General features: G+C 45.1%; 19 protein-coding genes and 1 pseudogene. 1 reads left to right on the top strand and 19 read right to left on the bottom strand.

Going from position 1 to position 18,339, the window contains the following annotated elements:
- The first annotated feature begins 112 nt into the window (after positions 1-112).
- A pseudogene (locus NQZ91_09240) lies at positions 113-1,135 on the top strand (IS30 family transposase).
- Between the two features lie 87 nt (positions 1,136-1,222).
- Here NQZ91_09240 and NQZ91_09235 read toward each other — a convergent pair.
- The 19 genes from NQZ91_09235 to NQZ91_09145 all read right to left on the bottom strand — a co-directional run bounded on the left by NQZ91_09235 (position 1,223) and on the right by NQZ91_09145 (position 18,339).
- Positions 1,223-1,756, bottom strand: coding sequence for a YceD family protein (locus tag NQZ91_09235; GenBank protein ID UUM57520.1), 534 nt, complete (start codon positions 1,754-1,756; stop codon positions 1,223-1,225).
- 8 nt (positions 1,757-1,764) lie between these two features.
- On the bottom strand, positions 1,765-2,682 hold the full coding sequence (gene trxB / locus NQZ91_09230; protein ID UUM57519.1) for a thioredoxin-disulfide reductase: 918 nt from the start codon (positions 2,680-2,682) through the stop codon (positions 1,765-1,767).
- Between the two features lie 12 nt (positions 2,683-2,694).
- Entirely contained in the window at positions 2,695-2,919 is a 225-nt protein-coding gene (locus tag NQZ91_09225; GenBank protein ID UUM57518.1) for a DUF4059 family protein, read from the bottom strand.
- A gap of 20 nt (positions 2,920-2,939) precedes the next feature.
- On the bottom strand, positions 2,940-4,283 hold the full coding sequence (locus NQZ91_09220) for a DEAD/DEAH box helicase (GenBank protein ID UUM57517.1): 1,344 nt from the start codon (positions 4,281-4,283) through the stop codon (positions 2,940-2,942).
- Positions 4,284-4,431: 148 nt separating this feature from the next.
- Entirely contained in the window at positions 4,432-5,871 is a 1,440-nt protein-coding gene (gene gatB / locus NQZ91_09215; protein UUM57516.1) for an Asp-tRNA(Asn)/Glu-tRNA(Gln) amidotransferase subunit GatB, read from the bottom strand.
- A complete protein-coding gene (gatA, locus tag NQZ91_09210; protein ID UUM57515.1) occupies positions 5,871-7,337 on the bottom strand; it encodes an Asp-tRNA(Asn)/Glu-tRNA(Gln) amidotransferase subunit GatA in 1,467 nt (488 codons plus the stop codon). Before gatA ends, gatB begins: the two co-directional genes overlap by 1 nt.
- Positions 7,337-7,639, bottom strand: coding sequence for an Asp-tRNA(Asn)/Glu-tRNA(Gln) amidotransferase subunit GatC (gene gatC, locus NQZ91_09205; GenBank protein ID UUM57514.1), 303 nt, complete (start codon positions 7,637-7,639; stop codon positions 7,337-7,339). The genes gatA and gatC overlap by 1 nt, the downstream gene beginning before the upstream one ends.
- A 131-nt stretch (positions 7,640-7,770) precedes the next feature.
- The gene (locus tag NQZ91_09200) at positions 7,771-8,322 is read right to left on the bottom strand and encodes a cysteine hydrolase (protein UUM57513.1); all 552 of its coding nucleotides are present in this window, start codon (positions 8,320-8,322) and stop codon (positions 7,771-7,773) included.
- A 1-nt stretch (position 8,323) separates the two neighbouring features.
- The gene (gene codY / locus NQZ91_09195; GenBank protein UUM57512.1) at positions 8,324-9,112 is read right to left on the bottom strand and encodes a GTP-sensing pleiotropic transcriptional regulator CodY; all 789 of its coding nucleotides are present in this window, start codon (positions 9,110-9,112) and stop codon (positions 8,324-8,326) included.
- A 297-nt stretch (positions 9,113-9,409) separates the two neighbouring features.
- Positions 9,410-9,763 (bottom strand): 30S ribosome-binding factor RbfA, encoded by a 354-nt coding sequence (gene rbfA, locus NQZ91_09190; protein ID UUM57511.1) that lies wholly within the window; start codon positions 9,761-9,763, stop codon positions 9,410-9,412.
- Between the two features lie 63 nt (positions 9,764-9,826).
- The gene (gene infB / locus NQZ91_09185; GenBank protein ID UUM57510.1) at positions 9,827-12,637 is read right to left on the bottom strand and encodes a translation initiation factor IF-2; all 2,811 of its coding nucleotides are present in this window, start codon (positions 12,635-12,637) and stop codon (positions 9,827-9,829) included.
- 17 nt (positions 12,638-12,654) lie between these two features.
- Positions 12,655-12,993, bottom strand: a complete 339-nt coding sequence (locus NQZ91_09180; GenBank protein UUM57509.1) for a YlxQ-related RNA-binding protein — start codon at positions 12,991-12,993, stop codon at positions 12,655-12,657.
- Positions 12,950-13,246 carry a YlxR family protein gene (locus tag NQZ91_09175; GenBank protein UUM57508.1) on the bottom strand — a complete coding sequence of 99 codons (297 nt, stop codon included), beginning with the start codon at positions 13,244-13,246 and terminating at the stop codon, positions 12,950-12,952. The genes NQZ91_09180 and NQZ91_09175 overlap by 44 nt, the downstream gene beginning before the upstream one ends.
- A 16-nt stretch (positions 13,247-13,262) precedes the next feature.
- The gene (gene nusA / locus NQZ91_09170) at positions 13,263-14,405 is read right to left on the bottom strand and encodes a transcription termination factor NusA (protein ID UUM57507.1); all 1,143 of its coding nucleotides are present in this window, start codon (positions 14,403-14,405) and stop codon (positions 13,263-13,265) included.
- Positions 14,406-14,454: 49 nt separating this feature from the next.
- Entirely contained in the window at positions 14,455-14,925 is a 471-nt protein-coding gene (gene rimP, locus NQZ91_09165; GenBank protein UUM57506.1) for a ribosome maturation factor RimP, read from the bottom strand.
- A 160-nt stretch (positions 14,926-15,085) separates the two neighbouring features.
- Positions 15,086-15,721: a tRNA (guanosine(46)-N7)-methyltransferase TrmB gene (trmB, locus tag NQZ91_09160; GenBank protein UUM57505.1), complete on the bottom strand. Its 636-nt coding sequence runs from the start codon at positions 15,719-15,721 to the stop codon at positions 15,086-15,088.
- Positions 15,718-16,512 carry a phosphotransferase family protein gene (locus tag NQZ91_09155; GenBank protein UUM57504.1) on the bottom strand — a complete coding sequence of 265 codons (795 nt, stop codon included), beginning with the start codon at positions 16,510-16,512 and terminating at the stop codon, positions 15,718-15,720. The genes trmB and NQZ91_09155 overlap by 4 nt, the downstream gene beginning before the upstream one ends.
- 49 nt (positions 16,513-16,561) lie before the next feature.
- Positions 16,562-17,608 carry an ABC transporter permease gene (locus NQZ91_09150; protein UUM57503.1) on the bottom strand — a complete coding sequence of 349 codons (1,047 nt, stop codon included), beginning with the start codon at positions 17,606-17,608 and terminating at the stop codon, positions 16,562-16,564.
- Positions 17,605-18,339: an ABC transporter ATP-binding protein gene (locus NQZ91_09145; GenBank protein ID UUM57502.1), complete on the bottom strand. Its 735-nt coding sequence runs from the start codon at positions 18,337-18,339 to the stop codon at positions 17,605-17,607. Before NQZ91_09145 ends, NQZ91_09150 begins: the two co-directional genes overlap by 4 nt.

Raw genomic sequence — 18,339 nt, 5'->3', positions numbered from 1 at the left:
GATAATTTAACCTTCCGAAATTTTTCCCCGCGTTGTAAAATGAAGTGCAACAAAAAGACATGTTCGTCTGATATACTAGAATTCCCCAACTCAGTATAGAAAGCAGATGAACATGTCCAACACTCATTCTACCAGAAACTCATCCTATTCTCATCTCTCAGCCACAGAACGTGGTGAAATTGCTGCTTATCTTAAAATGGGAAAGAAACCAATTGAAATCGCTCGGCTTATGGGTCGTCACCGGTCTACAATCTGCCGAGAAATCAAACGTGGTTCAGTAAATCAGGTACAGGATAAAAATGGGAAACGAACTTATTACAGCGCCTATTTCGCTGATAGTGGACAACGTGTCTATGAAACTAATCGCCGAAATTGTTCTTATCTCAAGTTGAATGACTGCTCCGCTAGGTTCATTGAACAATTAGGAGATGCCTTGAAAGCTAACGTCCGTCTCCATAGCGTAGATAGTTTTGTTCAGACTTATAAAGCAAGCCATCCTGAAGAAGTCGTCCCCTCTACCAAAACGATTTATCGTTATATCAAAGAGGGGCTGTTAGCTATTAAACCAATCGATTTGCCTAAGATGGTTTGTATCAGAAAACGTTCTAAGAAAGTCACGAAGACGAATCGGAAGACTTTAGGTAAGTCTATCGAAGAGCGTCCAGAGTGTATCAATGACCGTTCTGAATTTGGGCATTGGGAGATTGATTTAGTTCTTGGCAAGAAAACCAAAGGTGAAGCAGTTATTTTGACCTTGGTAGAGCGCCAGACTCGCTATGCACTGGGCGTTAAGCTAGAAGACAAACAGTCCCACACCATTAATAGTGCTGTAAGGCATCTCACCAGTCTGTATCCTATTGCATCCATCACAGCAGATAATGGTGCGGAGTTTAGTTTACTCTCAGACTTGGAAGCCGTTGATGTTTACTTTGCACATCCTTATTCTTCACATTAGAGAGGCACAAACGAGAACTTCAATGGTCTCCTCAGAGAATATGTCCCTAAAGGAGTCTCACTTAATTCACTAACCTCTGAAGAACTAGAAAGTTATATCACTGCCATCAATGAGCGCCCCAGACGACTTCTTCAATACCAATCCTCGAAATTTCTGTTTGGGCTAGCCCAGACAGCTTAACCTCTGGAACTCTAGTTACCAATGAACTTGTTGCACTTGACTTGACAATGTGCGTCCGAAATTTTTCTGAATCTTTCACTATCTTTTTCACTCATCGAACAAGCCCTGCAATTGAGCAAATGGACTATTAGCCTCTTTCTTTTCCTTGGCTTCCTGTTGGAAATCATCCTCGGTCATCAGGGTCCAAGATTGGCCCGACGGCAAATCCTGCCCAGCTTCTTCTTCTGGCGTCAAAACCTTGATAGGAATGTTGAGAATAATGTTGTCTGCGACACTTTCTTCTAGGACAATGCAGTCCTCTTCCACCACAAAAACCATATCTTCATCAATCAAATCCTGGTCCTTGAGAGCAGCTTCATTGGCCACAAAGAGTTCGTTGACCTGCTCCTCACGACGTAAGACCACTGGCTGGAGCGAACGGCTAGAAGCCAGGGTAATGTCGTAGGTCATCTGGTAATCTAGGAAAAAGATCCCCGCCTCAAAATGGACACGACCAGACACCTGGACAGGCGATAGGTCCAAAACCTCGCTGGAACGCCCCTGAACTTCCTGGGTCAAATCCAGTGTTTTCTCAAAAGAAATACCGTCTGGATTTTTCTGAATATCGTAAATGTGAAACATAAGCCCTCCTATTCAGCGTGTTCTGTAATGTAGTTGTAGACTTCCTGTCCAGCTACTGCACCATTTCCAACAGCCGTCGCAATCTGACGGAGCTGATTTTGGCGAATGTCGCCGATGGCATAGATGCCATACTTGCTGGTTTCCATTTTTTCATTGGTCACAACCCAGCCAGCCTCATCGGTAATACCCAAATCCGCAACGCTTTCAGTCATCGGATCCAGCCCTACATAGACAAAGACTCCGCCAAATTCAAGCTCTGACAATTCTTCAGTCTTGACATTCTTGATAACCACGCTTTGCACGCGCAGGTCATCTCCTTTGATTTCCTCAACGACACTATCCCAGATGAAGTTGATTTTTTCATTGGCAAAAGCTCGGTCTTGGATAACTTTTTGGGCACGTAGCTGATCTCTGCGGTGAACGATGGTCACAGACTCTGCAAATTGGGTCAGGAAAAGCGCCTCTTCCACGGCAGAATCTCCCCCTCCGACAACCAAAAGTTTTTGCTGACGGAAGAAGGCTCCGTCACAGACCGCGCAGTAGGAAACCCCGCGGCTGTTGTAGGTATCTTCACCTGGAACTCCCAGCAGACGGTGTTTGGCACCCATGGCTAGAACAACCGTCTTGGTCTCCAAAACGCCATCTTCGGTAATCACTTTTTTAACAGGTCCATCTTCTTCAATGCGGATGAAGGTCCCGAAAATATGGTCCACACCGAATTTTTCCAGGGGTTCAAACATTTTTTCAGCCAAGGCTGGTCCAGAAATATGGTCGTAGCCTGGATAGTTTTCAATCTCAGCGGTGTTGTTCATCTGGCCGCCATAAATACCGCGTTCTAGGAGGGCAACTTTGAGATTGCTCCGTCCTGCATAAAGTGCGGCGGTCATGCCTGCAGGACCTGCACCAATGACAATTGTATCGTACATTCTTTCTTCCTTCTATGCCTTCAGCATTAACAAAATGGCCACGATTCCAAAAGCTAAAATAGGGATGGTCATAATGTTAATGAGCAATAAATCATATAAAAATTCTTGGCGTTCTTGATAGGTCTTATCTCGATTTTTTAAAGCTCGAATTAGAAACCAAATCAAGCTCAGCAATACCACAATAATTGTGGCAATGAGTAGTCCTTGCAAATAGTTACTTAATATTGATTGTAACATCGGTCTCCCTCTGCTAACTCTTAAAAGGTTTGACGCTTAGCTTTGCGTTCTGCACGCCCCTTAGCACGCGCTTCCACTCGCTTGGTCTTACGACGTTTTTCGTCCACCGCCCACTGGATTTTCTTCTTATAGCCCGGCTTGATTTTCTTTTTCTTCTTCTTGACCAGACCAATCATCTCGATGTCCAATTTTTCACGTGTCTTTTCACGTTGAACACGACGATCACGGTCATAGGTATCGACAAATTCGCCGTCCTTCATTTCTTTGGGCAAGAACTTGATATTGAGTTTTTCCAACTCACGAATATCGGCATCGTCGCTCGGTTGATAAAGGGTAATGGCAATACCTGACAAACCATTGCGTCCTGTCCGACCGACCCGGTGAACAAAGAAGGACAAGTCCTGCGGAATGGCATCGTTGATGACATGGCTGACTCCTTCAATATCAATCCCACGAGCCGCCAAGTCTGTTGCTACGATATACTGATAATCCAAATTCTTAACTTGGTTCATGATACGCTTGCGTTCACGAGGTGGAATATCTCCGTGAATTTTAGCCACGCGCAATCCATTTGAAAGCAAGTAGCTGTGCAATTCATCCGCCCGAGTCTTGGTATTGACAAAAATCATGGCTAAATAGGGCTGCATGAGCCTGGTTGCTTCCAAAATTTGAGCATTGCAGTCGCGCCCTTTTGTCGAAATCAACCAGTTTTCAATGGTATCCGAAATGACTGTCTGGGTCTTGATTTGCTCCATGACAGGATTGGACAGGTATTTTTTCAAGAAAGGCTGGAGCTTTTGCGGAATGGTCGCGGAAAAGACCATGAATTGCAAATCTTTCGGCAGGCTCCCAGCAATCTTATCCACCGTCTCCAAAAAGCCCATGTCCAAGGTCATATCCGCCTCATCAACGACAAAGGTCTTGGCCTTGTGAATAGCTAAATCACCCGATTGAACCAAGTCGTAAATCCGACCCGGCGTTCCGACAACGATATGGGGCTGACCAGCCTGCAATTTGTCAATCTGGCGATTTTTATCCGTCCCACCGACATAGTTAGACACACGGACTTCAGGTTGAAAATGCCCTGCCATCTGCTTAGCTGCTTGATAAATCTGGGTCGCCAATTCACGCGACGGAGCTGTGATAACAGCCTGTACCTGGTCCAGCTCTTCGTCCAATTTTTGGAAAATCGGAATTAAAAAGGTATGGGTCTTGCCCGAACCAGTCTTGGATTCTCCAATCAAGTCACGACCAGATAGCACCACAGGAATCAATTTTTCCTGAACCTCTGTCGGCGTGACAAAGTTAATCTCTTTCAAAGCCTCCTGGATGGACGGCTTAAGTTTCATATCTGTAAATTTCATAATGTCCTCTTTTTCTGATTCCTTTCATTATACCATTTATTAGAATGACAAGCAAAAAGGACGGATGGGCATCGAAAAATTCAAAGCTTCATATCTATCGCCATTAAAAGAGACCAAAACAGCCGTTTCAGTCTCTTCAATATTTCATTTAATCCAACAACTTCTGCAATTCTTGGGCTAGTAATTCTTGAGCAATTTGTGGATTGGCCTGACCTTTTGTTGCCTTCATAAGGAAACCTGTAAAGGCCTTGTCCGCATTGCGTTTGCCGGACTTGAAGTCAGCAACGGCTGCCTCGTTATTCGCAAAGACTTGGTGAATAATCGGAATAAGAACTTCTGGGTCTGAAATCTGTACCAAACCAGCTTTTTCCACATATTCTTTGGCTGAGCCACCTTCTTTGGCCAAGTGAACAAATACTTTCTTAGCAATCTTAGATGAAATAGTGCCATCCGCAATCAAGGCTATCATTTCCACCAAGTTTTCAGGTGTTAAGGCGATTTGCTCAATAGTCTTGCCTTCAGCATTGAGGAACTGAGCCACTTCACCCTGCAACCAGTTAGAAACTTGTTTGGCATCGCCACCTGCTGCCACTGCTGCTTCAAAGAAGTCAGACAAAGCCTTGGTTGATGTCAATTGACCTGCATCGTAGGTAGTCAAGCCCAAGTTTTCCACATAGTGAACACGGCGAGCCTTAGGAAAGACTGGCAATTCTGCACGCACTTCCTCAATCCAGTTATCGTCAATCTCATAGAGCGGTAGGTCTGGCTCTGGGAAGTAACGGTAGTCTGCTGAACCTTCCTTGACACGCATGAGAATGGTTTCACCAGTAGATTCATCGTAACGGCGAGTTTCCTGCTGGATTTGACCACCGGAACGCAATATTTTGGCCTGACGTTCTACTTCGTACTGCAAGCCCTTGCGCACATAGTTGAAGGAGTTGAGGTTTTTCAACTCAGTCTTGGTACCAAATTTCTCCTGACCATAGGGGCGAAGAGAGATGTTAGCATCCACGCGCATAGACCCCTCTTCCATCTTCACATCTGAAATGCCAGTGTATTGGATAATTTCCTTGAGAGCAGTCAAGTAGGCATAGGCCTCCTCAGGCGAACGCATATCAGCTTCTGACACAATCTCAATCAAAGGCACACCCTGACGGTTGAGGTCTACATAAGAGTAGCCGTCTGTCCCGTGGGTATTCTTACCAGCATCCTCTTCCAAGTGGGCACGCTCGATACGGATTTTCTTGGTTGAACCGTCTTCTAGCTCAATCTCAATCCAACCATTGTAGCCAATCGGCTCATCAAACTGAGAGATCTGGTAGGCCTTGGGATTGTCAGGATAGAAATAGTTCTTGCGGTCAAAGTGCATATCCTTGTGAATATCCATATTCAGCGCCAAGGCCGCCTTAATCCCCGCATCAACAACGCCCTTATTCAATACCGGAAGAACACCCGGAAATGACCAGTCAATAATGTTGGTGTTGGCATTGGCGTCCTCACCAAAATGAGCATTGGAAGGTGAGAAAATTTTAGAATTGGTATTGAGCTCCACATGGACTTCCAGACCAATAATTGTTTCAAAGTTCATTACTTGTCACCTCCAAAAATCACTGGTTGTTGCTTGTGGTAATCCGTCGTCGCCTCAAAGGCCGCTGCCACTTGATAAACGGTCTCTTCACTGTATTTTGGACCAATCAACTGCAAGCCGACTGGCAAGCCTTCCACAAATCCAGCAGGAATCGAAATCCCCGGCAGACCCGCCAAGTTGACAGGAATAGTCAAAAGATCCGCCAAGTACATGGCCACCGGATCATGGCTCTGGGTTCCCAGACCATAAGCCACCGTCGGTGCCGTTGGTCCCAAAATCAAATCATAATCTGCAAAGACCTTCTCAAAATCTTGGATAATCAAGGTCCGCACCTGACCAGCTTTCTTGAAGTAGGCATCGTAGTAACCTGATGATAAGCTGAAGGTCCCCAGCATAATCCGGCGCTTAACCTCTTCACCAAAACCTTGGCTACGTGTTTTCACGTAAATCTCATCCAAATTGGTCGCATCCTCAGCACGGAAACCGTAGCGAATACCATCAAAGCGTTGCAAGTTTGAAGATGCCTCAGACGACGCGATAATGTAATAAACCGCAACCCCATACTTAGAGTGAGGCAGACTGACTTCCTCGATAATAGCTCCCAAGCTTTCCAAATGCTTGGCCGCCTTAAGAATAACTTCCTTGACCTGCGGGTCAATTCCTTCGCCCATGTATTCTTTTGGAAGAGCGATTTTCATGCCCTTGATGTCCTGACCAATCTTGCTGGTAAAGTCAGCAATCTCATGAGCTGTAGAGGTCGCATCACGCTTATCATAGCCAGCAATGACGTTGAGCAACTGGGCATTTTCCTTGACAGTCTGAGAGAAAGGACCAATTTGATCCAGGGAGCTACCGAAGGCAATCAAACCAAAACGAGAAACCGTTCCATAAGTTGGCTTAATACCGACAATTCCGTTAAAGGCCGCAGGCTGGCGGATGGAACCGCCTGTATCTGAACCCAAGGACAGGCGAACTTGACCAGCCGCAACAGCAGCCGCAGAACCACCTGATGAACCACCTGGCACTTTTGTCTGGTCCCAAGCATTTTTCGTCAGCTTGAAGGCAGAATTTTCATTGGAACCACCCATAGCAAATTCATCCATGTTGGTCTTACCGATGACAATCATATCCTTGGCATAGGCCTGAGCAACAGCCGTCGCATCAAAAATCGGCTCATAATTGTAGAGCATTTTTGACGCAGCCGTTGTCAAAATCCCCTTGGTCGAAATATTATCCTTAACCGCCAAAGGAATACCGGCCATGACATTGTCCGCATCAATCCCTTTTTGGTCGAGGGCAGCTGCCTGTGCCAAAGCCTTGTCTTCATTGATATTCAAAAACGCATCCACAACAGCTTCTCGGCTCTGAATATCTTCAATCGTCGCCTTGGTCAACTCGACCGCAGAAATCTCTTTTTTGACCAGGAGGTCGTGCAATTCATCAACTGTTTTATTATTCCATGTCATTAGGCATCTCCTCCCCCGTCTAAAATAGCTGGTACCTTGATGTAGAAATCTTTACTTTCAGGTACATTTTTGAACAAGTCCTCACGACTTTCACCCTGCTCTGCCACATCGGCACGCAAGACATTTTTCCGGTCTGCCATGGTGGTCGTCACTGGCACACCTGTCGTATCCACCTCATTTAACAACTCAACCATGTCAACAATCTTGCTCAAGGTCGTCGCAAATTCCGCCGTTTCCTGGTCTGTAAATTCCAGCTTAGACAGCTTGGCAACGTGACGCACCTCAGCCTCAGAAATCTTCATACTTACCTTCCTCCTATTGGAAATTCATCTTCTCATTATACCATACTTTAGAAAGAGGACAAAGAACCAAATAACCTCATTTGTCAGCTTTTAAGCATGAAAAAACCAGCCTGATTGGCTGGTCAGAATCACTAGTCAATAATGGTCGCACCGAGCACATGCTGCAGATGGTTGAGGGCGAATTGATGATTTTCCTCCGTCAAAGCCGCAATTGCTGAAGAAATGACTTCAATCTTATAACCTTTGTTATAAGCATCAATGGCGGTATGGAGCACACAAATATCTGATAAAACACCCGTCAAAACCACTGTATCAATCCTTCTTTCCCGCAAACGAACATCCAAATCCGTTCCAGAAAAGGCTGAATAATGGCGTTTGTCCATCCAACGCACACGTGCATGGTTCTGATATTCAGCATAAAAATCCGCCAGGGGACCATACAAATCACGACCACTGGTGCCCATGATATTATGCAGTGGGAAGAGATTGCTTTCCGGATGCAAATCGTCGTCCACCTCATGCCCATCAATGGCAAAGACAATATAGTCCCCACGGTCAAAGGCTTCTTGGGTCACTTGCGCAATTCGGTCTGCAATAGCTTGAGCAGGCTTACCAGCTGTCAATTTGCCATCGTCCGCTACAAAATCAACCGTATAATCAATCGAAATCAGCGCTTTTGTCATCTTAGTAGTCACGTTTTTTAATCTCATCAAAAATAGCAGGAATCAGAACTTTCAAATAAGTCCCCTTCATACCCAAAGAACGGCTTTCAATAATACCAGCACTCTCCAGCTTACGAAGAGCATTGACAATCACCGAACGAGTAATACCGATACGGTCTGCAATGACAGAGGCCGTCAACTGACCTTCATTGCCATCCAACTCACCCAAAATCGCAGCTACAGCCTTCATTTCTGAGTAAGAAAGCGTATTGACCGCCATATTGACCGCTGCCCGACGACGAATATTCTTCTCATCCTCTTCCCGCTGGAAGTTGAGCAACTGGATACCAACCACCGTCGCCGCAATCTCCACCAAAATCAAATCATCATCGTGGAACTGCTCATCATTGCGCCAAATAATCAACGAACCAAAACGAATACCCGTCACGTGAATTGGTGCAATGGTCGTCAAACCATTTGGATAGGTCGAACGAGACTCAACTGGAATAGCTGTCAATTCACTCTCCACCGGCAAGTTGACCTGCGTGTCATAAACTTGCGCAATAGCCTTAACATACTCTTCCGGATATTGCTTATTGACATAAAATTCTTCCACACGATCATTATTGGTCTTGTAGTTCATGTGGTAGCCAAGGATTTCTCCTTCCGCATTGATAATACAGGTATTACAGTCGATAATTGCAGACAGGTGGTCTGCAATAGCGTTATAAGGCAGTTCTTCTGCCAATTGTTCTTCGGAACGCTTTAAAATCGACGTAATATTCCGTGTTTTTTCTAATAATGTTGCCATAAATTCCTCTTTACACTGTAATTATATTTATTATACCGAATTGTTTGCCAAATTTCAACAATTATCAGAAAATTTACTATTTTTAGAAAAGTATATATTTTTTTGGGTTTTTAAAGCCATTTAAAAGAAAAATCAGGTATTTCTACCCGATTCTTGAAGCTGTATTCACAAGTAAGGTCCCTTTAGACAAGAAATAGTTTTTTTCCTACTCAAGGTCGGTTGAGATGGAATACTGACTGTATTTCGAGAAAAACTAGCCTTCTCTCAGGTGCCAAACTGTGAATACAGGGGATTAGCTTAATCTTTCTTATCCAAAGCTCGCAACATCTCATCAATCTTGTTGCCGTATTCAATGGATTGGTCCTTTTCGAAGACCAAATCAGGAATCTTATAGAGGGTCAACTTACGCCCCAATTCCCGTTTGATGGTTCCTGTCGCTTTTTGCAGACCAGTTTGAGCCTTTTGATTGTCCGAAGCCAGATTACTCATAATGGTGTAGTAAACCTTGGCCATGGACAAGTCACCGACCATCTGTACATCTGTAATGGTCACGCCCTGCACACGTGGATCACGGACTTTCTTTTGCAAAATCTCATTGACTTCGCGCTTGATTTCCATCCCTACGCGATCTGTACGAAAATGATTTGCCATAGGAACTCCTTTCTATTTCCTTATAAAGCGAAGAGGTTGCCTTTCCAACCTCTTACTTGCTTATTATTTCTTAATTTCTTCCATAATGTAAGCTTCAATGGTATCATCTACCTTGATGTCATTGAAGTTTTCAATCATGAGACCACCCTCTTGGGCATTTCCAACTTCCTTGACATCGTCCTTGTAATGTTTCAAGCTAGACAATTTACCGTCGAAGACAACGACACCGTCACGGATAACGCGGACGCTTGAATCACGGGTAACCTTACCACGGATAACCATAAATCCACCGATGGTACCAACTTTGGATACCTTGAAGGTCTCACGGATAACTGCTTCACCAATGATTTTTTCTTCGTACTCAGGATCCAGCATACCCTTCATGGCATCTTCCATTTCCTCGATAACCTTGTAGATAATGCTGTGGAGACGCACTTCAACATCGTCAGTTTCTGCCTGCTGGCGCGCTTCTGCCGTTGGACGAACGTTGAAACCGACAATCAAAGCATTCGACGCTGCTGCGAGAGTCACGTCTGACTCATTGATGGCGCCGACTGCAGAGTGAACGATATTGACACGGACACCTTCGACTTCAATTTTTTGAAGAGATGAAGCAAGTGCCTCAACTGAACCTTGCACGTCTGCCTTGATAATCACGTTAACAGACTTGACTTCACCGGCTTTAAGAGTATCAAAGAGGTTTTCAAGACTGACACGTTGCGTAGCCTGACGTTGTTTGAGAAGGGCACGTTTGGCACGTTCTTCACCTGCTGCACGCGCAGATTTTTCATCTTCATAGACCGCAAAATGATCGCCTGCCATTGGCGCCTCGTTAAGACCAGTAATCGAAACAGGTGTTGATGGTCCTGCAACCTTGACACGACGACCGAGGTCGTTGGTCATAGCACGAACACGACCGAAGGTATTGCCGACAACGATTGGATCTTGGACATTAAGAGTACCTTGTTGAACCAAGAGGGTCGCAACCGCACCTTTTCCTTTATCCAAATGCGCCTCGATAACCGTACCGATGGCACGAACAGTGGGATCAGCCTTGAGTTCTTGGATTTCCGCTACAAGAAGCACCGTTTCCAAGAGTTCGTCGATGTTTTGGTTGAACTTGGCTGAGATTTCAACAAATTCAGACTCGCCGCCCCAAGCTGTTGAGATAACACCATGCTCTGCCAATTCACCGATAACACGCTCTGGATTGGCACCTGGTTTATCAATCTTGTTGATAGCAACAATAATTGGGACATTGGCAGCCTTAGAGTGGTTGATTGCCTCGATGGTCTGTGGCATAACACCGTCGTCCGCCGCTACTACAAGGATGGTCAAGTCGGTAACAGAAGCACCACGGGCACGCATAGAGGTAAAGGCCGCGTGTCCTGGCGTATCCAAGAAGGTAATTTTCTTGCCAGCATCCTCAATCTGGTAGGCACCGATATGCTGGGTGATACCACCAGCCTCGCCTGTCGCCACACGAGAATTACGCAAGGTATCCAAAAGCGTTGTTTTACCGTGGTCAACGTGACCCATGATGGTAACAACAGGCGGACGTTCAACCATTTCCTCTTCATTTAGGTAGCCCTCTTCTACAAAGAAACGCTCGATGTCTGCATTGTCCACTTCAACCTTTTCCTTGGCTTCAATACCATAATCCACCATGAGGAGTTCAATGGTATCTCCGTCAAGAGATTGGTTTTGAGTTGCCATAACCCCCATAAGGAAGAGCTTTTTAACAATCTCAGCAGGCTCGCGCTTGATCCGTTTCGCAATTTCTGCTACGGTCATACCAGCTGTATACTCAAACTCTGTTGGCAATTCATGGAATTTACGCTCTGTGACAGGTTTGGCAGTCTGATTGTTCTTACCTTTTTTATTTTTCTTGTTGTTATTCCAGTTACTTGTTCTTTGATTTCTCACTTGATTTTGACTATTTCGATTTCTTTGTTGTTTACGTGGACCATCTTCATCGTCACTATTAAAGTCACGCTTCTTATCTGGTCGAGCTTGTTTTTTACGACGCGTATCGACTGTACTTTCCGCTACCGCAGTTGGGACTGAAGCAGGTTTGGTTTCAGCGATTGGTTTTGTTTCCACAACCGGCTCTTCAAATTTGATTTCCTTGGGCTTCTTAGGCTGGTCTTTAGCTGCCTTAGCCTGCAAGAAACGCTCCTCGCTTGTCTTAGCGTATTCTGCGTTCTGCTCAGCTTTCAAAGCTGCTGCACGGGCCTTGAAATCAATCTTAGGAGCAGCTGGACGAACCACTTCCTCCTGACGACGGTCGCTGCGATTAAAGCTACCATTTCCTCCGCGATTGTCTTGGCGGCGGTTGTCACGATTGTCGCGACGGTCTCCAAAGCGGTTTTCCTTACGGTCATTGCCCCCTTGGTTACCACGGAAATCACGGCGATCGTTGCGGTTGTTGCCTTGACCAGCTTGGCCACTTTGACGGTTGTCACGACGGCCTTTCCCTTGTCCACCTTGGGCACGTTTGGCCGCTTGCTCCTTGGCACGCGCCTCACGTTCTGCCTTGAAGTTACGGCTCTGTGGACGACGAACCGGTGGAGCTGGCTTGCTAACCTCTTGGCTGACAGTTTTTGCTTCAACTGGTTTTTCAGCTTTCGGTGTCTCCACCTTTTGTTCTGCCACCTTTGGCTTTTCTACAACTTTCTCAGCCTGTACGGGAGCTGGTTTGGGCGCCTCCGGCTTTTTAGCTGAAAAACTATCTGTAATTCGCTTAGCTCCCGCTTCATCAACACTCGAAGCATGGCTTTTGACATCAAAACCCAATTCTTGAGCCTTGGACACTACTTCCTTACTGCTTACACCCAATTCTCGGGCGATTTCATTCAATCTCTTCTTAGACAATGCCTTGTCCTCCTGTTCTATTCCATAATAGACCTCATCTTCTTTGTAAATCCAGCGTCTGTCACTGCAAGCACCTTTCTAGCCTTGCCGACAGCTGCACTCAATTCCAGCGTTGAAAACGCGGTTACAACTTCTACTTGATAGGTATGACTTTTATCTGTTACTTTTTTGCTTAAATTTCCGGCAGCATCATTGGCTAAAAAGACCAATTTTGCCTGCTGCTTGCGAATGGCATCAACGACCAATTCTTCCCCTGAAATCAGGCGACTTGCCCGTTGGGCCAAGCCCAGTAAATTTAAGATTTTTTGCTTCTTATTCGAGTCCAAGCTCTCTCCTCTTGACCTTGTGGTCGACATAGGCAATCAATTCATCATAAAATTCTTCTGACACTTCCATGCTGAAGGAACGGTTGAAAACCTGACGTTTCTTAGCCTGGGCCGCCTCATCATTATCCAGCTTGATGTAGGCACCACGGCCATTTGCCTTACCAGTCGGGTCAATGAAAACCTGGCCCTCTTTATTTTTTACAATGCGGAGCAAATCCCGTTTGTCGATGATTTCACCGGACACCACAGACTTGCGTAAGGGTATTTTTCTAGCTTTTGCCATGGTTGCTCCTTGAATCTTATTCTACTTCTTCGGACGTTTCTTCGACAATTTCTGCCGCTGCATATTGGGCTGCTTCAATAGCTTCATACTCTGAAGCTGACTTGATATCAATACGGAAACCAGTCAGGTGAGCCGCCAGGCGGACGTTTTGACCACGACGACCGATTGCAAGTGACAATTTATCATCTGGTACAACGACTGTCGCGTGCTTACCATCTTCTGTGTCAAAGAGAACTTGGTCTACTTCAGCAGGCGCGAGAGCATTGTAGATGAATTCTGCCTCATCTGGCACCCACTCGATAACGTCGATGTTTTCCTCAACAGGCACCATACGGTCGTTCTTAGCATCGTAGCGAGCTGGGTGGAACTTGCTCGTAATTTTCTTGATATTTGAACCACCACGACCAACGATTGTACCGATAGCGTCCACGTTTGGATTGTGGCTACGAACAGCAACCTTGGTCCGGTCACCTGCCTCACGAGACACGCTCATGATTTCAACGGTACCATCGTAGACTTCAGGAATCTCCTGCTCCATCAGGCGTTTGATCATTTCTGGATGACTACGGCTCACAAAAACGTTGACACCGCGACCATTGTCCTCGACCTTATAAACATAAACTTCAATGCGGTCGTGGGATTGGAAAACCTCACCAGGAATCTGGTCCTGCTTGGACAATTGTGCCTCAATAGTTCCCAAGTTAACATAGATGAAGCGGTTGTCGAACCGTTCCACCGTACCAGACATGATTTCATTTTCATGTTCCTTGTAGGTATTGTAGGTAATAGCACGCTTTTGCTTGCGCATTTTTTCCATGATGGTTTGTTTGGCTGACTGGGCCGCCACACGACCGAATTCAGCAGGATCTTCTGGGAATTTGATTTTATCGCCCATTTCGTAGGCAGATGAAATCGCCAAGGCATCCTTGAGGCTGATTTCCAAACGGCTATCAAAGACTTCATCTACGACTTCACGAACCGTAAATACGTGGAAATCGCCCTTCTTCTCGTCAAACTCAATAACAGCTGACTCTGATTGGCCATAGCGACGCTTGTAGGCTGAGCGAAGCGACTCTGTCACTGCTTCGATAATATCAACCTTGTTAATCCCCATGTCTTCCTCTAAAATTCGGAAGGCTTCTAGCATTTCTTTACTCATCTTGTTTTCCTTTTGACTTCAAAAGGTCCTTTCTTAAAAAATCAATCTATTAAATCTTAACAGCCAAACGGGCTTTGGCAACAGTCTGATAAGGAATGGTTACTTCTTTTTTACGGGTCTTGTCCATATATTCTAGAACCAAATCAGTCCCATCAAAAGACAAGAGGGTCCCCTCAAAAACTTTTACCTTGTCAATAGCCTGATAGAGCTTGACATTGATGTATTTTCCAACCGCCTGCTCAACAGCTGCCGCCGTTTTCAAAGGACGCTCCAAACCAGGACTAGTCACTTCCAACATGTATTGGTCTGGAAATGGGTCTGGTTTAATCCCATCCAGGAGCGGGCTGATGACTTCTGATAAGTCTGCCGTATCTTGCAGGGAAATGCCACCCTCCTTATCCACAAAAATGGACAGGACATACTCTCCACCCATCTTGCCATATTCCACATCCACCAGCTCATAAGGGGGCTGGATGGTGGGAGCAATCGCCTCTGTGACTAAATCAACAACCGATGACATAGACACCTCCTTCGTTATATTAAGGTACAGGTAAAGGGTTGACTTGCGCCAACCCCCTTTACTTCTTATTTACTCCTATCATTCTAGCACATGCCAGAGAAAATAGCAAGAAAAACGATGCGAAAAGGCAGCCTGTACGAACCGCCTCCTCTTTGATTGTTTAAAACTGTGCTTCTACGCGGTAGATAACTTGTCCTTTGTTCGAGAATTTCTCTTCATACTCGGTCATGACATTGCCTTCTAAACCATCCGCATGGAGGTCCAACCAGACCTGTTTGAGTGTCATGCCATATTGAGAAAAGCTGGCCAAGCTATATTCAAATAAACCACGATTGTCCGTTTTAAAATGAATCTCTCCCTCTTCAGGCAGTATTTCCTTATAGGTATCTAAGAAGGACTTGTAGGTCAAGCGACGTTTTTCATGACGCTTTTTAGGCCATGGATCTGAGAAATTCAGATACAATTGGTCAATTTCTGCTGGTGCAAAATAGTTAGTCAAACTAGATCCATCTACCTGGAGCAATTTAATATTGGGCAAACCAGCCTCAATAACACGGTCCAAGGCGTAGCTCAAGACCGTCATCTGAATGTCAATCCCAATATAGTTGATATCCGGATTTTGAGCGGCCATGCCTGTTACGAAACGCCCTTTCCCTGAACCAACTTCAATGTGGATAGGGTTGCTGTTTCCAAAAATTTCAGCCCACTTCCCCTTGCACTCTTCCGGATTGGAGATAACATACTGGGGATTATTGGCTAGGAGCTCACTAGCACCTTTACGATTTCTTACTCTCATTGATACTTATAAAAATTCTGTCTAAATAACCGCAGGGCATAGATTTCTAGATTCGCCGCCTCGGTATTGTTACTTTCAAGTTGTTTAGAAATTTGGTTAAGGAAACCTAGTTGGCCATACCAATAAATCTTACTGATAACCGTACTGTTGTACTTGTAGCCATAGCCCTTGAGCCACTCTTCCCATTCCTGTCTAGGAATGTAATGGGTCAATATAAAGGCGACATCTAACATCCGATCGGTCACACAGGCTGTTTCCCAGTCCGTCAAATAAATCAGTCCACTTGTCGTTTCCACCCAGTTTTTATGGTGGAGATCTCCATGGACAAAGGTTGCCAAATCCTGTCTGAAACGCGGTGTGGTCTGCAACAATTCTCTGCAGATAGATTGCAGGTAGGAATTACCAGCTAATTGCTTGGGCGTTTCTTTTTGCCACTTCTTTACCAACTCCGCTGGCTCCAAATAGGTATAACTTAGTTGGAGAGCCTGATTGAGCAGAATGCGTGAAAAGTGCATTCTGACCAAAATTTGCTGGACCTGTTTCCCAGACATATCGTGACGATTAAGAGTCCGACCATTCAACCATTCCTGAACAGCTCGGTCTCCCACACCCAAATCCCTATCGCTACTTAAGATGGGTGGAGTGATTTGTTCCCGAGCCAGAGCATTGACAATCGGTGGCATTTCATACTTGACAAAAACAGGCGTACCATCTGGTCGCAAGCCTTTGTATGCTTTTCCGCTGTTTCCTGCAATAGACTGCAACTGTAGCCCGCTGGTATCAATCTGCATGCCATTCCTCCTTTAAAAATTCCTTACTATTTTACTAGTTTTAGGCCATTTAGTCAATCAATTTTTTCGCTTTACTATCCAGGTAGAGCTGATTTAAAAGAATTCCGATTCCAATAAAGACCAGCAAATACTGCTTTTCCTCCAGCAGCAATAGGCCTAGCACAGACTGCAAAATCAAGGAAAGATACAAAATCTGTCGCAGGACTCGTTTAAAGCTAATCAGTCGTTTGTCTGGACCGACTGGCAAAAGCTCGGCCATCAGTTGATAATCATAGGCGTGATAGAGCGGGAGCAATTGGAACAAGAGCAAATAATGAAATAAACTGGCTAATCCTACTGAGAGCCAGGATTCCCTCACCGTAACAAAAAATACAATGGATAAGATTACCAGTCTAAGAGCCAGTGAAAGGTAGTCCCCACTGCGCAAAAAGGCTCTCATGAAGAGATAGTCCCAGGTAAAGCCAGTTTCTTTTTTGATATGACCCAGTAGCCCATCCAAATAGGAACGACGTTTGACAAAGCTAGTCAGCCCCTTAACATTGGTAAAGAGGGAGAAAAATTTCAATATCGACGTTTTTCTCTTGCTCTCATATTGAAGAGCCCGGACCCAGTCCACCTTTTCTTCTTCCATAAAGGCCAGGAGTTTCCATCGAAAATAGAAATATTTGGCAATGGTTAGCATGAAAATCAATGGAATAAAAAGTAGAATAGGGAGTTTTAATTTGAGGTAGAGCGGGAGTAGAATCAATTGACCAACAAGTTGGAGGCTAGCCCAGACCAAAAAGGCCCTGCGATTGGCAGCAAAAAAGATTTCAGGCATTTCAGCTTCTTTTGATAGTAGGAATATCTTATCAGCCTCCTCTACGTAGGTGGCAACATTGCCTGCCAAGAATAGCAGCAAGCTGACCAGGGCCAAAATAACGTACAGCAACCAGGACTGACTGGGCAGGTTTTCTAGCAACTGCCGATACTGTAACGCCAGAAAGCCAAAAAGTACCAAAACAACCAAAACAAAGTGGTCATTCAGCACATAACGAAGATAGGTTGCACACTGCCTTAAAAATAGATTTTTTCGTTGACCAAAGAGCGTCTTCATCCCTGCCCTCCTTCTTGGGTCAAACTAAGATAAATCTCGTTAAGGCTAGCATCCTGCATGGCAAATTCCTGGCGTAGGTCAGTCAGATTGCCCGTAGCCTTGACCCGACCCTTATGTAGGATAACGAACCGATCACACATTTTTTCAGCGGAATCGAGAACATGGGTGGACATCAAAATGGAGCTTCCCTGAGCCTTTGCTTGATTGAGCAAGTTAATTAAATCCGCAATCGCAATCGGATCCAGACCCAAGAAAGGTTCATCGACAATCAGCAAACTCGGTTCAACCATAAGGGCGCAAATAATCATGACCTTTTGTTTCATGCCTTTTGAAAAATTCACAGGGAACCAGTCCAAACGGTCTTCCAGCCTAAAAATAGCCAATAGTTCTTGAACACGCGCCCAGGCAGATTCAGCTTCCAAATCATAGGCCATCATCACTAACTCGATATGCTCTTTCAGGGTCAGTTCCTCATAGAGACTAGGCGTTTCAGGTATAAAACCAATTTTTTTTCGATAGGTAGCCATGTCTTCGTTGATCCCCTGCCCATCAATTAGAATTTCTCCCTTGTAAGGGCTTAGGAGACCGATGATTTCTTTAATAGTGGTCGATTTCCCGGCACCATTCAAGCCAATCAAGCCGACTAGCTCCCCATCCCTCACCTTAAAATCTACATCATGTAAAACAGGAATATTGGCATAGCCACCTGTTATATTTTTTACTTCTAACAT

This window comes from Streptococcus suis (genome assembly GCA_024583055.1).
GTDB classification, from domain to species: Bacteria; Bacillota; Bacilli; order Lactobacillales; family Streptococcaceae; genus Streptococcus; species Streptococcus suis_V.
Note: the sequence above shows the minus strand (reverse complement) of the source record. Positions and strands in the feature narration are given on the sequence as shown.

What these genes read in the sequence shown, in the direction of transcription:
- NQZ91_09235 (UUM57520.1), bottom strand. Translation starts at nt 1,756, where the DNA reads ATGTTTCACATTTACGATATTCAGAAAAATCCAGACGGTATTTCTTTT.
- gatA (UUM57515.1), bottom strand. Translation starts at nt 7,337, where the DNA reads ATGACATGGAATAATAAAACAGTTGATGAATTGCACGACCTCCTGGTC.
- NQZ91_09155 (UUM57504.1), bottom strand. Translation starts at nt 16,512, where the DNA reads ATGCAGATTGATACCAGCGGGCTACAGTTGCAGTCTATTGCAGGAAAC.
- NQZ91_09225 (UUM57518.1), bottom strand. Translation starts at nt 2,919, where the DNA reads ATGTTACAATCAATATTAAGTAACTATTTGCAAGGACTACTCATTGCC.
- trxB (UUM57519.1), bottom strand. Translation starts at nt 2,682, where the DNA reads ATGTACGATACAATTGTCATTGGTGCAGGTCCTGCAGGCATGACCGCC.
- rimP (UUM57506.1), bottom strand. Translation starts at nt 14,925, where the DNA reads ATGTCATCGGTTGTTGATTTAGTCACAGAGGCGATTGCTCCCACCATC.
- NQZ91_09200 (UUM57513.1), bottom strand. Translation starts at nt 8,322, where the DNA reads ATGACAAAAGCGCTGATTTCGATTGATTATACGGTTGATTTTGTAGCG.
- NQZ91_09220 (UUM57517.1), bottom strand. Translation starts at nt 4,283, where the DNA reads ATGAAATTTACAGATATGAAACTTAAGCCGTCCATCCAGGAGGCTTTG.
- gatC (UUM57514.1), bottom strand. Translation starts at nt 7,639, where the DNA reads ATGAAGATTTCTGAGGCTGAGGTGCGTCACGTTGCCAAGCTGTCTAAG.
- gatB (UUM57516.1), bottom strand. Translation starts at nt 5,871, where the DNA reads ATGAACTTTGAAACAATTATTGGTCTGGAAGTCCATGTGGAGCTCAAT.
- NQZ91_09180 (UUM57509.1), bottom strand. Translation starts at nt 12,993, where the DNA reads ATGTCGACCACAAGGTCAAGAGGAGAGAGCTTGGACTCGAATAAGAAG.
- NQZ91_09175 (UUM57508.1), bottom strand. Translation starts at nt 13,246, where the DNA reads ATGGCAAAAGCTAGAAAAATACCCTTACGCAAGTCTGTGGTGTCCGGT.
- NQZ91_09150 (UUM57503.1), bottom strand. Translation starts at nt 17,608, where the DNA reads ATGAAGACGCTCTTTGGTCAACGAAAAAATCTATTTTTAAGGCAGTGT.
- nusA (UUM57507.1), bottom strand. Translation starts at nt 14,405, where the DNA reads ATGAGTAAAGAAATGCTAGAAGCCTTCCGAATTTTAGAGGAAGACATG.
- rbfA (UUM57511.1), bottom strand. Translation starts at nt 9,763, where the DNA reads ATGGCAAATCATTTTCGTACAGATCGCGTAGGGATGGAAATCAAGCGC.
- NQZ91_09145 (UUM57502.1), bottom strand. Translation starts at nt 18,339, where the DNA reads ATGTTAGAAGTAAAAAATATAACAGGTGGCTATGCCAATATTCCTGTT.
- codY (UUM57512.1), bottom strand. Translation starts at nt 9,112, where the DNA reads ATGGCAACATTATTAGAAAAAACACGGAATATTACGTCGATTTTAAAG.
- trmB (UUM57505.1), bottom strand. Translation starts at nt 15,721, where the DNA reads ATGAGAGTAAGAAATCGTAAAGGTGCTAGTGAGCTCCTAGCCAATAAT.